This window comes from Pedobacter sp. V48, from assembly GCF_000523515.1.
In the GTDB taxonomy this organism is placed as follows: domain Bacteria; phylum Bacteroidota; class Bacteroidia; order Sphingobacteriales; family Sphingobacteriaceae; genus Pedobacter.
The window spans coordinates 284,706-301,962 of record NZ_AWRU01000006.1 but is presented as its reverse complement, the minus strand read 5'-3'; the positions used below and the strand labels follow the sequence as shown (position 1 = coordinate 301,962).

The window sequence follows — 17,257 nt, the reverse complement described above, 5'->3', positions numbered from 1 at the left end:
ATGAAAAGCCTTTGTAATTTGCAAAGGCTTTTCATTTTTACGCATCTAACCTATCAGTTTTATTATGGAACAAACAGAAGAACTAATACCGCATTTATTTAGAACCGAATACAGGAAATTAACTGCTGTACTAACTAAAATATTTGGTTTGGAACATATCGAAATTGCAGAGGACATTTCGAGCGATACTTTTCTGATGGCTTCTGAAACCTGGGGAATAAAAGGTTTGCCCGAAAACCCTGTTGCCTGGCTCTATACTGTAGCAAAAAACAAGGCTAAAGATTATTTGAAAAGGAATACGCTGTTTGATCAAAAGATTACCCCGCACCTCCAAAACAATAGCTCCGAAATTCAGGAATTTGAAATTGATCTGTCGGAACAGAACATTACAGATTGCCAGCTACAAATGATGTTTGCCGTGTGCCACCCATCTATATCATCTGAAGCACAGATAAGTTTATCACTCCGCGTGCTCTGCGGCTTTGGAATTGATGAAATAGCAAATGCCTTTTTAACCAACAAAGAGGTTATTAACAAGCGATTGTTTCGGGCTAAAGAAAAACTTAGGCTAGAGCAGGTTAAAATCGAATTCCCTAGCCAGGGCGCAATTGAAGGTAGATTAGAAATGGTTCTAAGAACTTTATATCTTCTTTTTAATGAAGGTTACTATTCAGCCGGAAAAGATGTAACCTTAAGAAAAGAGGTTTGCCTGGAAGCGATGCGTTTAACTAATTTGCTACTTGAAAACAAAACAACGAATAAACCCGCCGTAAATGCCCTCATTTCTCTAATGTGCTTTCATGCCTCCCGCTTTGAGGCAAGGGTGGATGTAAAAGGGGAAACCATACTTTATCAGAATCAGAATGAAAACCTTTGGAACGAAGAACTCATTACCCAGGGCGAATGCTTTTTAAACCAGGCTTCGGTAGGCGATAAACTTTCAAAGTACCATCTGGAAGCAGGCATCGCCTATTGGCATACCCTTAAACGAGACACAGCAGAAAAGTGGGAAAGCATTTTACAACTTTATAATAAGCTGCTCCAATTAGAATACTCGCCAATTGCAGCACTGAACAGAACCTACGCCTTATCTAAAGCCAATGGTAAGAACGAAGCAATTATAGAGGCTGAGAAGCTAAATCTAAAAGACAATCATCTATATCATGCCCTCCTGGGTAATTTATATACGGGGATTGACAACGTTAAGGCACAATTCCATTTTCAAAATGCATTAAAACTAGCTAAATCAAAAGCCGATAAAACGATAATATCCAAAAACATAAGTGATCTTGGCTCTGCTAAGAATCAATGAGTTTTATTTTCAGGCTGATCCTCTGTTCTTATTTTCCCAAGAGCAATCTGGCCTGTGTTCCCCATTGACCAATAAAAAGATCTTGTTTACCATCTTTGTTTACATCACCAATGGCAATCCCCCAACTTCTACCTACAGTAGATTCCGGAATGACCTCACTGGTGACTAATTTAAAATTGCCTTTACCATCATTTTGCAATGCCTGAACCTGCATCGGCTGAAAAGGAGGAATCTTGAGTGCGCTTAAGATAATGTCCGGATGTCCATCATGGTTGAAGTCAAAAATTGCCCCTGCATAAGTAGAGTACTCCTGCTTAGGAATCCTTTTTGCCGTTTCATCTTTAAAATTTCCCTTACCATCATTAATCAGTAAACGGGCAGTAGGATCTTTCTCAAATGCACCGCCATTGCTTGTTAGGTTAAGAAATAGGATATCAGGGTGTTTGTCTCCATTTGCATCAAATACTAAAACTTCTCTTGTATGTAAAGGAACCAGAAGCTCCAGCTTTTCCGCGTGTTCGGTGAAACGTCCTTTTCCATCATTAAAGAATAAACGATTGGGAGGAACTTCATTTCCGGTAATTAAGTCCAGATGCCCATCGCCGTTTAAATCAGTCAGCTTAACTGATTGTGTTTCCCACCGGAGTGCAGGAAGCCCTTCTTTTGTATAATCAATAAAGTGTCCTGGCTTTTCCGGGTTGTTTAACCACAGGAAATTCTGAGGTGTAGGTCCGGTATTTCCAACAATAACATCCAATAAACCATCTCCGTTTACGTCTCCGATATCCAGTCCATTCGCTTCACTTTTTGCAGGCAGTCGCTCGCTCACATTTCTAAAAGTTCCATCTCCATTTCCTAAATAGAACTCATGATTTTGATCATCTTCAGCAACGAAGATGACATCCAGGTTCCCATCTTTATCAAAATCTCCTGCACGCACGTGTTCGGTATCATGCGATTTTTCTGCAAAAACACCTTTATTCCAGGTAAATTTCCCTGTACCATCGTTTATATACAATCGGTTAGGCAAATTTTCCAACGCTAGTATAGCATCCAAATGGCCATCTTTATTCATATCAGCCAAAACCACATCCAAAGCATGTGCTTCTGCATCTATGGGCAAATGAGTTAAAGTAACATCTTTGAAATGCTTGGTTTCCACACTTTGTGAACAAGCATTATTAATAACGACAAGGTTTAGTAAAGCCGAAATCGTATAGAATTTTCTGAATGGAGAAAGCTGCATAACTAAAGTTAATCATATTTTCATTATTCCATTCCCTGGAGCAGATCAAAAAAAGAAAATCAAAACAAAATGATTTTTCGTCAAAAGCTGTTTGTATTAAATCTAAATAAGAATACCTTTGCGGCAGTTTTAATCTTTACACGAATAATTATATGCCAGATTCCCAAATCAAAACGCATGCAGAAAACTTATCTTCTTTATTAACATATAAATTATTACTGATTTTATCAATCTTGCTTCTTATTGCAACCCCTTTTATCTCATTTGCGCAAAACGGCAATTCAAAGGGTTCGCTAACAGGCATAGTCAATGACACTGAGGGTCAACCGCTGAAATATGCAACTGTTGCCGTGAGTGGAGGTAAAAGCATACCGACAGATAAACTCGGCAGATTCCTGATCAAGGATCTTTCTGCCGGTGCTTATCGCGTTAGTGTCAGCCTGGTCGGCTATCAGACTTCAGTCAAAGAGGTAACGCTTATTGCCGATACCACCACCGAAGTCTCTTTTGTGCTTGAAACAGGAAACGACCTTTCTGAAGTAGTTGTTACTGCCGGTAGAAAACCAGAAAGCCTGAAAGATGTTCCCTCTTCAGTTACGATCCTTACCGCGAGAGATGTAAAGGAGCAGCTAAATGTTAACCCTTCAGTTACCGCCATCCTTGGAAATACCGTACCGGGACTGGGAACTTCGAGTAATAAGGCAACCAATTCAGGACAGACCCTACGTGGCCGTCAGGTATTGGTACTGATCGACGGTATTCCACAATCTACGCCACTTATGAACGGGAGTCGTGATATCCGTACACTTGACCCGGCAGCTATTGAACGCGTAGAGGTCATTAAGGGTGCAACTTCTATTTATGGTAATGGATCTGCAGGTGGTATTATTAATTTCATCACTAAAAAACCAACTGCTGATAAAACGTTTAGCGGCACCAGCAGTGTGGGGTTAAATGGTAACCTGGCACATCCGTCAAACACAACTGGATACCGATTTTCGCAAACTTTTTCAGGAACGATAAATAAGTTTTCCTACGTGGTCAATGGCACTTATAATTATACCGGGGTGTTAAAGGATGCTAAAGGAAACGTGAATGCCCAGCCTGATGGACTTGGTGAGAATTCACTTTATAATACCTTTGTTAAACTTGCGTACAAACCAAATGAGCATAGTGAAATTATTGCTTCTTATAACCTGTTTAGAAGCGTACAAAGCAGCGATTATATCAACGTAACGGGTAAATACGGAGAAAACCCTTCGGTAGGTAAAAAAGGAGATGATCCGGGAGAAGCTGCGGGTACACCGTATAACCACAATGCCTTGGTTTCCTATCATAATGATGCGCTGCCTTTAGCCAGTTCTCTTGATGTTTCGGCTTATTACAATAGCTTTATTTCTATGAACAGATATGTGGAGAAAGCAACGGCCTGGTACGGCCCGGGGCAAACCAAGATACAATCGTTCAAAAAAGGTGTTCGCTTAACATTGAACACACCATGGAAAATGGGTGCTTTTGGCGATGGAGAGCTGACTTACGGACTCGATCTGCTAAGCGACAGAACCAATCAGGTTCTTACCGATGGCAGGGTATATATTCCGGACATGAACATGCTTAATCTTGCACCATATGCCCAGATGAAGATGGACATAATGACAAATTTTGTTTTGAAAGCCGGAGTTCGTTATGAAAATGCACGTGTTAAAGTACAGGATTTCAAAACCATTGCCAGAGGTCCTAACGGCGAAGGGAGCATTGCTGTTACCGGTGGTAAAATTCCTTATCATAGCACTACTTTCAATGCTGGCTTACGATACAACAAATATGATATCTTCAATCCTTTTGTGAGTTTCTCTCAAGGGTTTGCAATAAACGAACTGGGTCGTATATTGAGAAGTGCAACCAGCAATACACTTGAAAGCATTGCCACAGATCCTATTATTACCAATAACTACGAAGCGGGTTTCAGCAGCAGGCTAGGCATCGTTAATTTAACCGCGTCTTATTATATCAGTACATCTAAACTGGGGGCTAACCTTGTTGATGTTGGAGGGTATCTTGTCCCTCAACGCGAGCCGGAACGAATTCATGGCTACGAGATTTCAGCAGATGTTTACTTCAGTCAGCAATGGACAGTGGGAGGCAGCTACTCTTATGTGGAGGGAAAAGCAGAACAAACAGGCGGCACAAAAGTATATATGAATGGCTTACGCATTGCGCCACCTAAAGCAACTGCTTACCTGGGCTATCGCCCGTTGAGCTCGCTTGATGTGAAACTATATTGGGTATATACCGAAGGTCGCGATCGTTTTGATGTGCGCTCTAATGGTTTGTATGCCAACAGTGAAGGTCCGGTTAAACCGGTAAGTCTTTTCAACCTGTCGGCCGGTTACCGTTTTAACAGTAAATGGTCAGCCGGAATGGGTGTGGAGAATTTGCTGAATAGTTCTTACTACCCGGTAGTAAGCCAGTACCGTGCCATTGATGCAGAATATGTACGTGGAAACGGTGCAACGATGAGTCTGAATCTTTCTTATAACTTTTAATAATGCTGCGGAAACTCTTTTTCTGGCTGCATAAATGGCTGGGTCTGATTACAGGCCTGGTTGTTTTGATTGTTAGTATAACCGGTTGTATAAATGTCTTTTCGGATGAGCTGAAAGAATACTTTTATCATAAGCGATATTATGTAGAAGCCGAGGGAAATCGCAACTTTTTAAATTTCAGTGAGCTGCGCAATCAGGCGCAAAAGGCTCTTGGGCCGGATGTTAAGATTACCCGCTGCGAGATCTATCCCGCTAAAGGCCACACCTGGATATTTCGGGCATCGCTAACGGATAAGAAAGCCATCGGACACTGGAATTATTACAAATATTACTACCGGGTCTATGTAAACCCCTACAATGGAAAAGTGGTATACGTGGAGGACACGCGAAACGAATTCTTTCAACTGGTGTTGAACCTCCACATGAACCTACTATTGGGCGACTCAGTTGGCGGCATGGTAACAGGAATTTCGGCGCTATGTTTTTTTGTTTTATTGTTGAGCGGTTTGATTCTGTGGTTTCCCCGAAAATGGAAAACAAAAGCCTTCAAAAAAGGGCTTGTAATTAAACGTGATGTGGGAATAAAGAGACGGATCTATGATTTGCACAATGTATCAGGCTTTTATATCCTGATTCCAGCGATTTTGATCTGTGTAACAGGTTTGGTCTTCGCTTTTCCCTGGGCTGACCAGTCTGTCCAGTTCCTTGCCAATGGCGGAAAAGCCGCTGAAAAGCGGGTTATTCCATTATCTACCCCCAACGAAACCTACCATCCTCAATCGACCGATAGTGCCATTACTCATCTCTTTCAGTTGCATCCTCAAGCCGATATATTATCGATCCGCTTCCGCGAAAAGAATACAGATCCCATGGATGTTCAGGTACGCCTTGCCAAAAATCGCACACACGTGTTCGAATGGTATTATTTTGATCGTAACAACGGCAAACTGCTGATGAAGTATGGCGATCAGGACGTAAAGGGTGGTGAGAAATTCAGGAGCATGAACTACGACCTGCATACCGGAGCCTATGCGGGCATCCCAACCAAAATACTTGCTTTCTTTGTTTCGTTAATCTGTGCCAGCATGCCCATCACAGGCTTTTTAATGTGGTATAACAAAGGGAACAAAAAGCGTTCGGTATAAGGTTAGTTAATTTGGTTGATTGCCACCTGGTAGTAAGTAAAACATTTGTTAACTTTAATCAAATGTTAGTGGAAATCAAAGATAATATGGATTCTAACGTAAAGATTATCAGTAGCGATGAAGGAGAAACATTAGCGATAGCTGGTGGCAATTACAGAATTGTGATCTCCGGAGATCAGACCAATGGCAACTATGCTGTTATTGAAATGACAGTTCCTCCAGGAGGAGGCCCACCGCCACACTCCCATCCAGAAACTCAGGAAATGTTCCATGTCCTGGAAGGAGCAGTGGAGTTTAAAACTGAAGCAGGTAAGCGAACTGTCGGTAAAGATGGCTTTGTAAACATACCTTTTGGTGGGGCCATACATTGCTTTAAAAACATTTCTAAAGACTACGCACGTTTACTCTGCACGGTAGTACCGGCAGGATTGGAAAATCTATTCAAGGAAATAGGCGTACCTGTGCTGCCGGGCCAGATTTTGCCGGTTCCTGAATTAAACGACAAGCGAAAAGAATTTTTAAAAGAAATGGACCTGAAATATAATCAGAAAACCTATCCTCCAGACTTTCTAGGCTAATAGCCAGGGATAGAAGTCTGCAATACCGGAATCGTAGAACATCACTGTTACACTATTGGCCAATGGCCAATGAAAGATTAAACATTACGTGCCTGCCCAACAACGAGGCACTACTCGTAGATTTTACAACATTGCTTACATAACTATTAACTAGTGTTTTTACATCTAAAAGGTTTTTACCGATAATGCTGTATTTTAAGCGTGTGTTTTTAGGCTGATATATAAGCTCCGAATTTAATATATGATAATTCGTTTTGTTAAGCTGATACAGGTCAAAAGAAACCAATTGTGTTAAACCACCACCAAATTTAATCCTTGAAGCAACAGAATATTTACGGACAATGTTATTGTTTATCTTATTATCGGCTATATAAGTGGCGTCTTTGATATATTGAAATTGTCCCGAAAAGTTCAATGGAAATTTAAACCCCGTAGATAGCTTAAAATCGAATGCGCTATTGAAATTAGTATAATTATTTATTTGATTACTAATAGATGCGTAATAATTTGTTTTGGATCGACCAAAATTTAAGGTGAAATCTGTAGAAATAACTGGGATAAATTTTTGAAAAACAGCATTTCCTCCTAACTTTTTTATGCCCTTATAAAAAGCCAGTTGCGTGTAAAACAAGGTATTATCAAAATAATTAGCTGTCAGAAAACCTGATGCACTATAGCTTGCATTGCCCGATAACTGAAATGAAAAATATTTATCAGAAAAAGATCTGTTGTTATAGTATGCCCGTATGATGTGGCTGTTAAAGTAATATATACGGTTTAAACCCGTATTAATATTCCTAACATCTGTTACCAAACTGTTTTTGTAATAATCAAAATCATCCGAGGAAGTATTCTGAATTTTATAATTTAAGGATAGCTGCTGATAATCACTTAATTTAGCAGTGATGTTGAGTTCTGGCTGTACGTAAAAGTAGGTGCTATCCTGCTCGTACACGCTAATATGTTTTATGTTTCCCCTTATTAACCCCTGCACTTTGATAATTTTGTTATCAAAAGTATATTTCGCCGCTAGATAAAGTAACCGACTATCCGTAACAACATCATTTTGAAAATCTTCTCCAAGAAGGGTTTGAGTAAAATCATCTACCCTATAAAGATTAGTAAAGGTTTGTGTTTGTTTAATGTTACCTCCCCCATTTAAGTAGAAATAGTTGAATCCCGATTTTTTTAGCAGTTGAGCATCAATGGTAACTGTATTTAGTGTATTCGAAGCATTTTGAAGCAGGTTTTTGGCACCGTTAAATAAAGGAATTTGACTGTATAGATCAGAAACTGATCCATAGCTTTGCTCAATTTTCTGGTTAAGGGTAGTCATTGTAGCCACAAATGCAGTAGCTGCATTGGCTTTTTGAACGTAACTTATTTCTCCCTTAAATGATTTAACCTTATCCTCCTGACTTTGCTTGACCAGGTTTTCTGTTTCAGTATTAAAAAAAGAAGTATCTAGAGAGGAATAAGTTGAGGGTTTAAAGGTATAAGATATGGCGGAGGATAAGCGAGAAGCCCTGCCAATTCTTTGTTGTGCACCCAACTCTATTTGATAATTCCTGTCATTAGAAGACCTTGTTTCCCGGTCTTCGGTAGTTATAGGTTCTGGGCCAAAGAAAACTTGCTTGTTAGATCGTTCATCAGAAAGCTTATTACGGATTGCATAAACACCCAATGTAAGTTTAAGGTTTTTATTAGCATGGCTCACAGCAGAAAGACTTCCTGAAAGCGTGTTATTAAGACGAAAGTTATTGTTGTCGAATGGGTTAGTATCCCCTATAGCGTGATTAATTAACTTGCCGTCTGAGTTGCTGTGTGCTGTTTTACTATTAAGGCTTAACAAATCTTCCTGGTATTCGCCCGTATTGTTATTGCTTATGTAAGAGAAGGCCTTAATTCTCTTGTATAGAGAAACCACATTGGCAGACACATCGTTTCTTTTATTGATGCCAACCCCCAGATCCGCACTCCCTAAAATACTTTTATTGTTTTTTAATTTAAGATTTAAGACAACCTCATCAGAGCTTATTATTCCATTCAATAGGTCATCTTCGATATAATTCTCTATTGCTTGTACCTGTTCTACAAGCTGAGGTTTCAAATTTTGGGTTATGGTTTTATAATTCTCACCCGTCATATCGTCCCCCTCTAATAAAACCTTGGTGATTTTTTGCTGGTTATAAGTGATCGTGCCATCTTTACTAACAGACATGCCTGGCATTTTTCTGATCACACTTTCAATGTTTTTATCCTCCGCAGTTGTTAATTTAGCTACGTTAAAACTGGTCGTATCATTATGAATTGCTACAGTCGGTTTTTCAGCATTAATGTTTATTTGATCTAATTGTTTTGGGTCGTCAAGCAATTCGAAGTTATGACTAATTACATTGCCGTTAAAAGTACTTGACTCTAACTTCAGCGTATCGGTTTTTAGACCGATGTAACTGGCTATTAAATGTACAAATTTCGCACCGCCTAAATCCGCTTCTAAAACGAAGAGCCCATTGGTATTGCTATTTGTATAAGAAAGGATAGTACTGTCTGCTGTTTTTAACTGCAAAGTTGCGTATGCAAGCGGCTGCCCCCCAGAAGTGACCTTACCATTTAAAGTAATTTTTTGCCCGAAAGCGGCGAAAGAAATTAAAATAAATAAGAGTGGCAATATAGATTTCAAAACAACTAAAGTTTTTCCATTTTGGGCGGTAAAGTTACTACGAACGACGAGCTCCCCCCACTGCTATTCTGCTGCTCGCTAGCCCGCGATAACGCTGCATTTTGGGCAACACGTTTTTTATAAGCTGCAATAAAGTGGCCATGGCTTACAGCCTTGTCTTTTGAATAAGAAAAGGGAATGCTGATTATTTTGGGGTCGAATACTGCTTTAAGATTAATGCCAGTAAGTTCATAATTATATTTTCCTTCTAAATCTTTTGCAACAATGATTAAACCGGGCAGTCCGCAGAACTTCCATGGGCCATTTGGTACAGAAATGGCGTCAGTAAACCAAACTTCAAATTGACGCCCTCTAAAGGTGGTAGTTGCCCTTGTACAGCTATAGTTTAATATTTTTTTCTTTTCCTTAGTTATTGTCCACTTAAAATTAGCCAGTGTATCCTTAATCAAATAAATGTTACGCTCTATAAAGTCTGAAAGTTGAAGTTCATTTTTGCTGAAATCTTTATAAACAAATATGGGCTTGCTATTTTTCAGAACTTTCGTTTCCACGAAACTATTATCTCCGTCTGCTATTATAGTGTTAGATAAATTCTTAGGTAAGTTTATCTCAATAGACTTGTTTCCGGAAAAATAAACTATACTGTTGATCTCTGTGGAGCTACTAACACCATCGTTTTTTGTTAACTTATAATTTATCGTTCCTTTAACTTGTGCGCTTATATTAAACGTTAAAAAGCACAATATAAAAGCAAAGCCTAGAGCCGTTTTGTTTCGATACATAAATCGTGAAGATATGTTATAAAGAAATGAGAGGTCGATTTAATTTAAAAAAAGATGAGTTCTCCTTTTAAAAGGCAGGACTCATCTTTTGGTTTCAAACAGTAGAATAAAGCCTAAATACGTTTTATAATAACGGTAATTAAACCGTTAAGGTTTCTTGGATTAATAAACATGAATAGGGCTTGATGGATCGTCATTTACCGCTGCCTCTACGGCATTTTGACGTGCTCTTGCAGCATCCATTGCAGCTCCGCAGGTTGCCCCACTACCATAGTAAGTATAAGAGCCGTAAACAGAACCGTCTGGATACACATAAGTTACTGTAAGTGCTGCGTTACACGCCTTCTTAGCAGCAGTAGAAATTAAAGGAGAAGCGAATGTAGCAATGCTGATTAAGCACAACGCTACGAAAGAAGAGGTTTTTTTCATAAAAATAGATTGAGGATTAATTTTTTGATAATAATTTACACTTATCATGCCAATCGAGCAGCTTTAAAAGATAAGGCATTTTTTAACCCTCAAAAACAGAAATAGAGTTGGCAAGTACTGATTAGATAATATCGATAGCTCCCAGATATTTGTATGGTAAATTGTACATGTCTGTAAAATAAATGTATTAAATTTTTAAGTAAACACTGTTGCTCGTATCCTTATGATAGGCGGATGCAACTACGAGGTAGCGATGCAGCTCTTCGTCTATATAGACTCGAAGAATTTAATCCCGGTATCCAGTTAGACACCACGTTATGGTTCGGCAGTGCTTCTGGGATGCTTCTGACTTGCTTCTGAAACAGTCCAGAAGCAAGTCAGAAGCATCCCAGAAGCAAAGGACAGGATTTATTTCAGCCATGAAACTTTATGTTCACTTTTATGTTTTTTACCTATGATGTCCGCATATAGCGCCGGTCTTCTGGCCATAATGTATCTTGAACCGCCCGCATTGGTAAGTTTTTCAGGATCTAATTCCGCGACTGAAATTTCATTATCTAAAGATCTGCATTCCGCTATGATCTCGCCAAACGGATCCAAAATCATTGAACAACCATTTTTCAACTGATCGTCGTCCATTCCAATAGGATTTGAAAATACCGCGTAAACAGCGTTATCATACGCTCTTGCAGGCAACCACTTCATCAACCATTTCCTGCCTTTATCACCATCAAATTCTTTCCTCAGTAACTGGGCGTTCACATTTTTATCCCTCCACAGGCTAGCGTCAACAAATCCCGCCCCAGGTCTGCTTGATGGTGTACACATCGTTACATGTGGCATAAAAATCACCTGAGCTCCTAAAAGTCTTGTTGCTCTTACATTCTCAATAATGTTATTATCGTAGCAAATTAAAATCCCACATTTCCAGCCATGCAATTCAAATACAGTATATGCAGATCCCGGCTTGATATAAGGGTTAATAAACGGGTGTAACTTGCGGTGACTAGAGATTAAGCCATTTCCATCTACACATACATATGCTTTATAGAGTTCATTATTTTCATCCTTCTCAAATAGACCTGCAAGAATAACAATTCCATATTTCTTTGCAAATCCAATGAGAGCAGCTACGCTCGGTCCGTTTGGTATGCTTTCACTAAGCGCTAACATTTGCTCATGGCTAAGGTTCCGTGCAAACGTGTAACCTGTAATTGAACATTCATGAAAGCTAATAACATCAGCCCCAGTCTTTGCTGCCTGTTCGGAAAGCTGTTCAATCATTTTAAGATTATATTCCTTGTCGCCACTTCTGTTTTCAAACTGTGCAGCAGCTATTTTTATTTTTTTCATGACACAAAATTATCCCTGCGCCTTCAACAATGATTGGAAAATTCCGACAACTGTATATATATGACTAAAAACTATATTGATGGAAATAAAGATCAGCCCTAAAACCGCATAAAATTAATTGCAAGCTTATTTACATTTAACCTGTATTCCAGCGGTGTAATACCCGTCATTGTCTTGAAATAATTGTTGAGATGAGATTGATCATAATAACCAGCTTGATAAACCGCCCTAGTCAGTTTGCTCTCTGCAGAAAGATCTCTGAAAACCTTTAAAAAGTGCTGGAACCGGATTACATTCATGAACTTTTTTGGTGAAACACCAATCTGCCTGCGATAGAGTCTTTCCAGCTGCCGCTCACTCACTTGCAGTTCTTTCAGCAAGTTTTCCATTCTAATAAGCCCCTCATGTTTGTCGATGAGTTCAAGACTAAAAAGCAGATCATGATTCAAACCGCTGCTCTTTTGGAAACGCTCAAGGAGAAAGCTTTCGACGGTGTTAATCACCTCATGAAGACTTTTACTTTTAGCCACCTTTCGTTCAAACGGAATCGCCTCAGCTCCGATAAGATCAGTGGGAAGAAATATCCCATCATTTAGCTCATCAGCAGACATCCCAAATAATAAATTAAGTGCAAATGGGCGTAATACAACAACCAATAAAGCCATTTGACCCTGAATTTTAAGATCTCTATAGGCAGACATTTGGCCATAAATAAACATCGATGGCAATTGTTCTCCAAATGGATAATCACTCGTGCTGATCAGCATATTTTTAGTCAGCGGAACGACTATACCTGGTTGCCCATCAGAAAACAAACGATATGTCATCTCGGCCATCTCATTGGCATGTAATAATAAATAATGCCTAATAAATGGCACTAGCTTTTTACTAGGTTCAAACTGCATTTAACTTAATCTACACAATAAGTTTATTCCATCTCTTTTGTAAAGATAACATGATTGAACCAAACTATTTATAACTGGCAGTACATAGTATAGAAAAAATCAATGGCTTCTAAATACGAAAAAGCTTTAACGGGCTGTGTGGATTCATGAGTTCAGGTATGCGACTCATTCCCGCCAGCGGCGAAGTATTTGTTTTTTGAGCCACAGTCGTACCCAAATCAAACTACTACACTGGGAAGAAGTTGGCTTTTTACGCTATTATAAGCGGCTGGAACAAGAGACTTTCTTGCTCCAAAAGGCAAGGGAAAGGAAATGTTATGGAGCTATCTGACACTAATGGTAGAAGGTATTCATGTTAAAATGAGTGTTCAAAAAACTGTAGAAAGAATAGCCAGCGAAGAACAGCTAGATACAAACAAAGGAGTTGCGCCACATGATAACAACAAGTTAATGGAAATCTGCCAGCGCAAGCGGTTTACTTCTGAGGTTGTCGTCTCGGAAAGGAATACCTGGAGGTATATTATTGAATCATCAGGGTGATAAATTCAATTTATTGTATCTTTCTAAAAAAAATAAATGAAGAAAACCAGACTACTAATTCTAACTCTGTTTATTGCCAATTTCAGTTACGCACAAACCACTCTGATGGATAGTTTAATTCAAAAAAACTACTCCACCTTTAAAAAAAACAATAACAACACTTTCGAAGGGAAAGGATGGATTACCCTACAGGATGAAATCAGCAAAAACAATTCTGTGTTATTGGGCGAGCTACATTTCACCAATGAAGTCCCTTACTTCACAAATGCGATTATTAATAACATTAAGTTCGACAACTATATTCTGGAAATTGATCCATATACAATCAACACAATATCAACAAAAATTAAATCCTTATCCCCTGCTGAACTGGACAAATTCCGTAATGAATCAGGTTCAGCTTTATCTTTTTTACAAGGTGAAGCTGAGTTTGATTTATTCAAAAACATACTTCAGCAGAATATCAAACTATATGGAGCTGATCAAATTAGTTTATTTTCCGACCGATTACTGCTTTCGGAATTGAGGAAACAATCCAAAAATGCTAAAGCAAAAGAAATTTATAAGCAGATGATCGCTAATTCCGCTGCTTATGACACAAAAAATAACACCACATTCTATTTGTTCTCTGATGATTGTCTGGCAAAAATGAACGCATTGAGCGCTCTGAATTTATCAGCCAACGAGAAAGAGCAACTTGAAGCACTAAAATTAAGCAGGGAGCTATATTTAAGTCGAATTCATCCTTTAAGAGTTCAATACATGAAGCACCTAGTTCTTGAAAAACTACCTGAATGGAAAGACAAGAAGAACCTTTTCAAATTTGGTGCTAATCACCTGCCTAAAGGAGAGAGTTTAATGGAAGTTTTCGATATTGGCAACCTGATTTCCAACATTGAAGAGGCAAATTACCGGAAGTCATTACACATTATGCTCATCGGAAAGGAAGAAGGTGAAGCATTGGCTGATTTAGATCAATATAAATCTTTCTTAACCGTCGTAAAAGATGACAATTGGTATGTCTATGATTTAAGACCCTTGAAACAAGCAATCTCTAAAAAGAAGCTTAAAGTAGTGAATTTGGAGCTGGAAAGAATTATAAAAGGTTACGACTATTTGGTTTTCATTCCAAACATAACTAAAACCCCAAAAAGAGGCAAAAAAGACTATTAAATATGATCAAGAGCCGGCTGTTTTATAGCACAGACGGCTTACTTGTATGATTACCTACTATATTTACAACTGCATAGCACTGAAAAAGATATTATCCAGCGTGATTTGAAAGTAAAACACTTTTGAGGGTTGTCATTCCGTGACTAAAATTACTAATGAAGAGAGGAGAATATTACCAATACTCGGCGTAAGTCTTTATTTTTTTTTNTYTGGGKKTWYARTKWYRWYKRKACGACAATTGGTCTAACGTATTTTTGAACGAAACTTATTTGAAAAGACTCATCGACCTCTTAGGGAGGAAATATTTCGAAGAAAACATCTCGACAAATGTATTGAATTGACTAGTAAAAGCTGTGAACTAACTGAATAGGTTTCTTACAAAAGAATTTGGCGATGTGATTCAAAGCAAGCCCGCTCATAACACTCAAAGAAAATGAGGTTCAGCAGAAATACTTTGAACACAGTTTGAAGAATATTTAGCGTTAGAAAGATATAAAAAAACCGGAATCGAAGTATTCGATCCCGGTATGTACCGTTCAGCAGGAATACTTTCAACATTTAGAGAGTTATTTACGGCTTATTGAGCCAATAATTCAAGATTTAAAGATGAAAGGATTCATAAAATAGCAATGAATTTTAAATAGTCGGGCAACATGGTAAAGCCTTCAACACACCAATTTTCAACCAAAAAGTTGGTAAATGTCATATGGAATAACTGTAAATCATATCCGGGTTGACGTTAAATTATCCCGCCAATTTTGTAAAACCCCTGTCAGTGGCAGTTATTTTCTTAGTTGCTTGAAAATGCCTTCGTTTGTTAATGTGCTTGATTTCAATAGTTTTTTCGGAATGAAATAGAAAGTCGCAAATCCAATAATTGCTTGATCCGGAACTATTTCTAAAGGTTTTGTTGGTTTGTAGATTTCTCCTTTCATTCTTATGAATTTTTCTATAATTATATGATGGACCCTCCCTGTTGTATCCTCAAATACAGTTATATTACCTTTTGGAAAAGACACTTTTGAGGGCCATTCTATGCCGCCGGACTTATGAACTACATTTTCAAATGTTAAGCCGTCATTTGTTTCTTTTATCGCTCCGAATTCATATTCCATTAGTCCCGTATTCATAGGACTACTACCATAGGTATCATTATATTCGGTAATCTCAAATTTTATCCCTTGGATGTTTTTGAAATAATGTTTGACTGGGTTTAGAATAGTATCTTTTGCGGTAGTTGGATTTTCACCATTGTTGACTAGGATTAATTTTATATAACCTTTTCTTGGTGTTTCTGCAAAATAGGAGCCGGGTAAAGAAGTGATTTTGGACATATTGAATTCTTCTGCAGAGTCCAGAATTGCAAAGCCCGATTGATGAGAATCTCTGCCTCCCCATGCATCATATTGATATATAATTTTATTACTTCCTCTGATTTTTTGTGAATATAAGGTAACATCCCAAGATGGATTACAGCCATAGTACATTATAAGGCTACCTAGAAAAAGAAATGATTTTTTTATTCTTTTCATTTCGCTTATGCATCAGGTCTGTTTGCGCCCTGCATTGCCACTAACTCAAATATAGACGAAAGTTTAAAATAAATCTAACAAGCAGATATTAATGTAGTTATTTAACGTTCACTGAGCACAAAGKAKATAAACAAACTGCATATTAGTTTTTGTATTTGAAGTTGTACTGATGGCAAAGAGAAGAGCTAAAAGAATAGCAGACCAAAAAGTGAAAGGTGAAATTTCTGAAGAAGAGAAGCCGGCTTTGACCCTGATCGCTAATATAATTGCTCAGATTGCAGTCAGTGAAATGGCACGTGTCGAAGAAATTGAACGTAGCTATGATACGTCATCTAGATCGAGTTCATCTCCCAAAAACTAAAAGAAAAAATTAAGACTTAAGTAGTTGGAACAGGTATAGTTTCAACCGTAAGAAAATCAATACCCTACATAATTTTCAGATTAAAATTTCTAACAACTCCTATTTCAATAAACTACTGATTGTCAACGTTTTGGTAAAATTAGGAACAGCTATTATTATTGATTTTGTAACGGTTCAAAGATATTCTTAAAAGAGTAAAGCCTTAACAATCAATACGTTAAGGCTTTGAATTTTACTCTCTGTACCCAGCGCCGGAGTCGAACCGGCACGGTTTCCCACAGGTGTTTGAGACCAGCGCGTCTACCAATTCCGCCAGCTGGGCATTTGCTTATTCAGCGGGATGCAAATGTATTAATTGAATAACTAATTACCAAGACTTATTTAAATTATCTTCTTTAAGTTTTTTATCTACCCAAAAAGGGGCAAATGGCACTAATGATGCAAACCCTATGAGTACCACCTTTTTAAAGCTCCATTTATACTCTTGCCATGCCATAATTAAAAAAACAATGTACAGCACGAATAAAAGGCCATGAGCCCAACCTGTGTATTTCACAGCCAAAGGCATATCGGCCCAATACTTTAGGGGCATAGCAATAAATACCAGCAAAATGTAAGAAATTCCCTCAGCAACGGCGACTTTTCTAAAAATGGATAATGTGTTCATATATA

General features: G+C 38.3%; 16 protein-coding genes and 1 tRNA gene. 8 read left to right on the top strand and 9 right to left on the bottom strand.

All coding sequences use genetic code 11. From position 1 onward, the window contains the following. The first annotated feature begins 64 nt into the window (after window positions 1-64). Window positions 65-1,312 carry an RNA polymerase sigma factor gene (locus N824_RS06585; RefSeq protein ID WP_048904340.1) on the top strand — a complete coding sequence of 416 codons (1,248 nt, stop codon included), beginning with the start codon at window positions 65-67 and terminating at the stop codon, window positions 1,310-1,312. Between the two features lie 28 nt (window positions 1,313-1,340). On the opposite strand, the gene N824_RS06580 is transcribed toward N824_RS06585, so the two are convergent. Beyond that, window positions 1,341-2,558, bottom strand: coding sequence for a VCBS repeat-containing protein (locus tag N824_RS06580; protein WP_052334070.1), 1,218 nt, complete (start codon window positions 2,556-2,558; stop codon window positions 1,341-1,343). Between the two features lie 152 nt (window positions 2,559-2,710). On the opposite strand from N824_RS06580, the gene N824_RS06575 reads away from it, so the two are divergent. The 3 genes from N824_RS06575 to N824_RS06565 all read left to right on the top strand — a co-directional run bounded on the left by N824_RS06575 (window position 2,711) and on the right by N824_RS06565 (window position 6,827). Then, the gene (locus N824_RS06575) at window positions 2,711-5,104 is read left to right on the top strand and encodes a TonB-dependent receptor (protein ID WP_084498213.1); all 2,394 of its coding nucleotides are present in this window, start codon (window positions 2,711-2,713) and stop codon (window positions 5,102-5,104) included. 2 nt (window positions 5,105-5,106) lie between these two features. Continuing rightward, window positions 5,107-6,249 (top strand): PepSY domain-containing protein, encoded by a 1,143-nt coding sequence (locus tag N824_RS06570; RefSeq protein ID WP_048904339.1) that lies wholly within the window; start codon window positions 5,107-5,109, stop codon window positions 6,247-6,249. Window positions 6,250-6,311: 62 nt separating this feature from the next. After that, window positions 6,312-6,827, top strand: a complete 516-nt coding sequence (locus N824_RS06565) for a cupin domain-containing protein (RefSeq protein WP_235207011.1) — start codon at window positions 6,312-6,314, stop codon at window positions 6,825-6,827. Window positions 6,828-6,879: 52 nt separating this feature from the next. Here the strand turns inward: N824_RS06565 and N824_RS06560 are convergent, their stop codons facing one another. The 5 genes from N824_RS06560 to N824_RS06540 form a co-directional block, all read right to left on the bottom strand. Beyond that, the gene (locus N824_RS06560) at window positions 6,880-9,510 is read right to left on the bottom strand and encodes a carboxypeptidase-like regulatory domain-containing protein (RefSeq protein WP_048904338.1); all 2,631 of its coding nucleotides are present in this window, start codon (window positions 9,508-9,510) and stop codon (window positions 6,880-6,882) included. Between the two features lie 5 nt (window positions 9,511-9,515). After that, window positions 9,516-10,292, bottom strand: coding sequence for a GLPGLI family protein (locus N824_RS06555; RefSeq protein WP_048904337.1), 777 nt, complete (start codon window positions 10,290-10,292; stop codon window positions 9,516-9,518). A gap of 162 nt (window positions 10,293-10,454) precedes the next feature. Next, a complete protein-coding gene (locus N824_RS06550; protein WP_152542003.1) occupies window positions 10,455-10,721 on the bottom strand; it encodes a hypothetical protein in 267 nt (88 codons plus the stop codon). A gap of 408 nt (window positions 10,722-11,129) precedes the next feature. Next, on the bottom strand, window positions 11,130-12,074 hold the full coding sequence (locus N824_RS06545; protein ID WP_048904335.1) for a nitrilase family protein: 945 nt from the start codon (window positions 12,072-12,074) through the stop codon (window positions 11,130-11,132). Window positions 12,075-12,172: 98 nt separating this feature from the next. Further along, window positions 12,173-12,979 (bottom strand): helix-turn-helix domain-containing protein, encoded by an 807-nt coding sequence (locus N824_RS06540; protein ID WP_048904334.1) that lies wholly within the window; start codon window positions 12,977-12,979, stop codon window positions 12,173-12,175. A 136-nt stretch (window positions 12,980-13,115) separates the two neighbouring features. Here N824_RS06540 and tnpB point away from each other — a divergent pair, with 136 nt between their 5' ends. From tnpB to N824_RS06530, 3 genes are read left to right on the top strand one after another with little or no spacing between them, the layout of a single operon-like run. After that, window positions 13,116-13,310 (top strand): IS66 family insertion sequence element accessory protein TnpB, encoded by a 195-nt coding sequence (gene tnpB, locus N824_RS38245; protein ID WP_084498212.1) that lies wholly within the window; start codon window positions 13,116-13,118, stop codon window positions 13,308-13,310. Beyond that, window positions 13,292-13,519 (top strand): hypothetical protein, encoded by a 228-nt coding sequence (locus N824_RS06535; RefSeq protein ID WP_048904333.1) that lies wholly within the window; start codon window positions 13,292-13,294, stop codon window positions 13,517-13,519. Before tnpB ends, N824_RS06535 begins: the two co-directional genes overlap by 19 nt. 36 nt (window positions 13,520-13,555) lie before the next feature. Continuing rightward, a complete protein-coding gene (locus tag N824_RS06530) occupies window positions 13,556-14,692 on the top strand; it encodes a hypothetical protein (RefSeq protein ID WP_048904332.1) in 1,137 nt (378 codons plus the stop codon). Between the two features lie 782 nt (window positions 14,693-15,474). Here the strand turns inward: N824_RS06530 and N824_RS06525 are convergent. Continuing rightward, window positions 15,475-16,224, bottom strand: a complete 750-nt coding sequence (locus N824_RS06525; protein WP_152542001.1) for a hypothetical protein — start codon at window positions 16,222-16,224, stop codon at window positions 15,475-15,477. Between the two features lie 169 nt (window positions 16,225-16,393). Between N824_RS06525 and N824_RS06520 the strand changes: the two genes are divergently transcribed. Beyond that, the gene (locus N824_RS06520) at window positions 16,394-16,585 is read left to right on the top strand and encodes a hypothetical protein (RefSeq protein WP_048904330.1); all 192 of its coding nucleotides are present in this window, start codon (window positions 16,394-16,396) and stop codon (window positions 16,583-16,585) included. A 242-nt stretch (window positions 16,586-16,827) separates the two neighbouring features. Here N824_RS06520 and N824_RS06515 read toward each other — a convergent pair. Both N824_RS06515 and N824_RS06510 read right to left on the bottom strand, forming a co-directional pair. Continuing rightward, window positions 16,828-16,907: transfer RNA gene (locus N824_RS06515), tRNA-Leu, on the bottom strand. Between the two features lie 45 nt (window positions 16,908-16,952). After that, the gene (locus tag N824_RS06510) at window positions 16,953-17,252 is read right to left on the bottom strand and encodes a DUF3817 domain-containing protein (RefSeq protein ID WP_048904329.1); all 300 of its coding nucleotides are present in this window, start codon (window positions 17,250-17,252) and stop codon (window positions 16,953-16,955) included. Window positions 17,253-17,257: the final 5 nt, after the last annotated feature.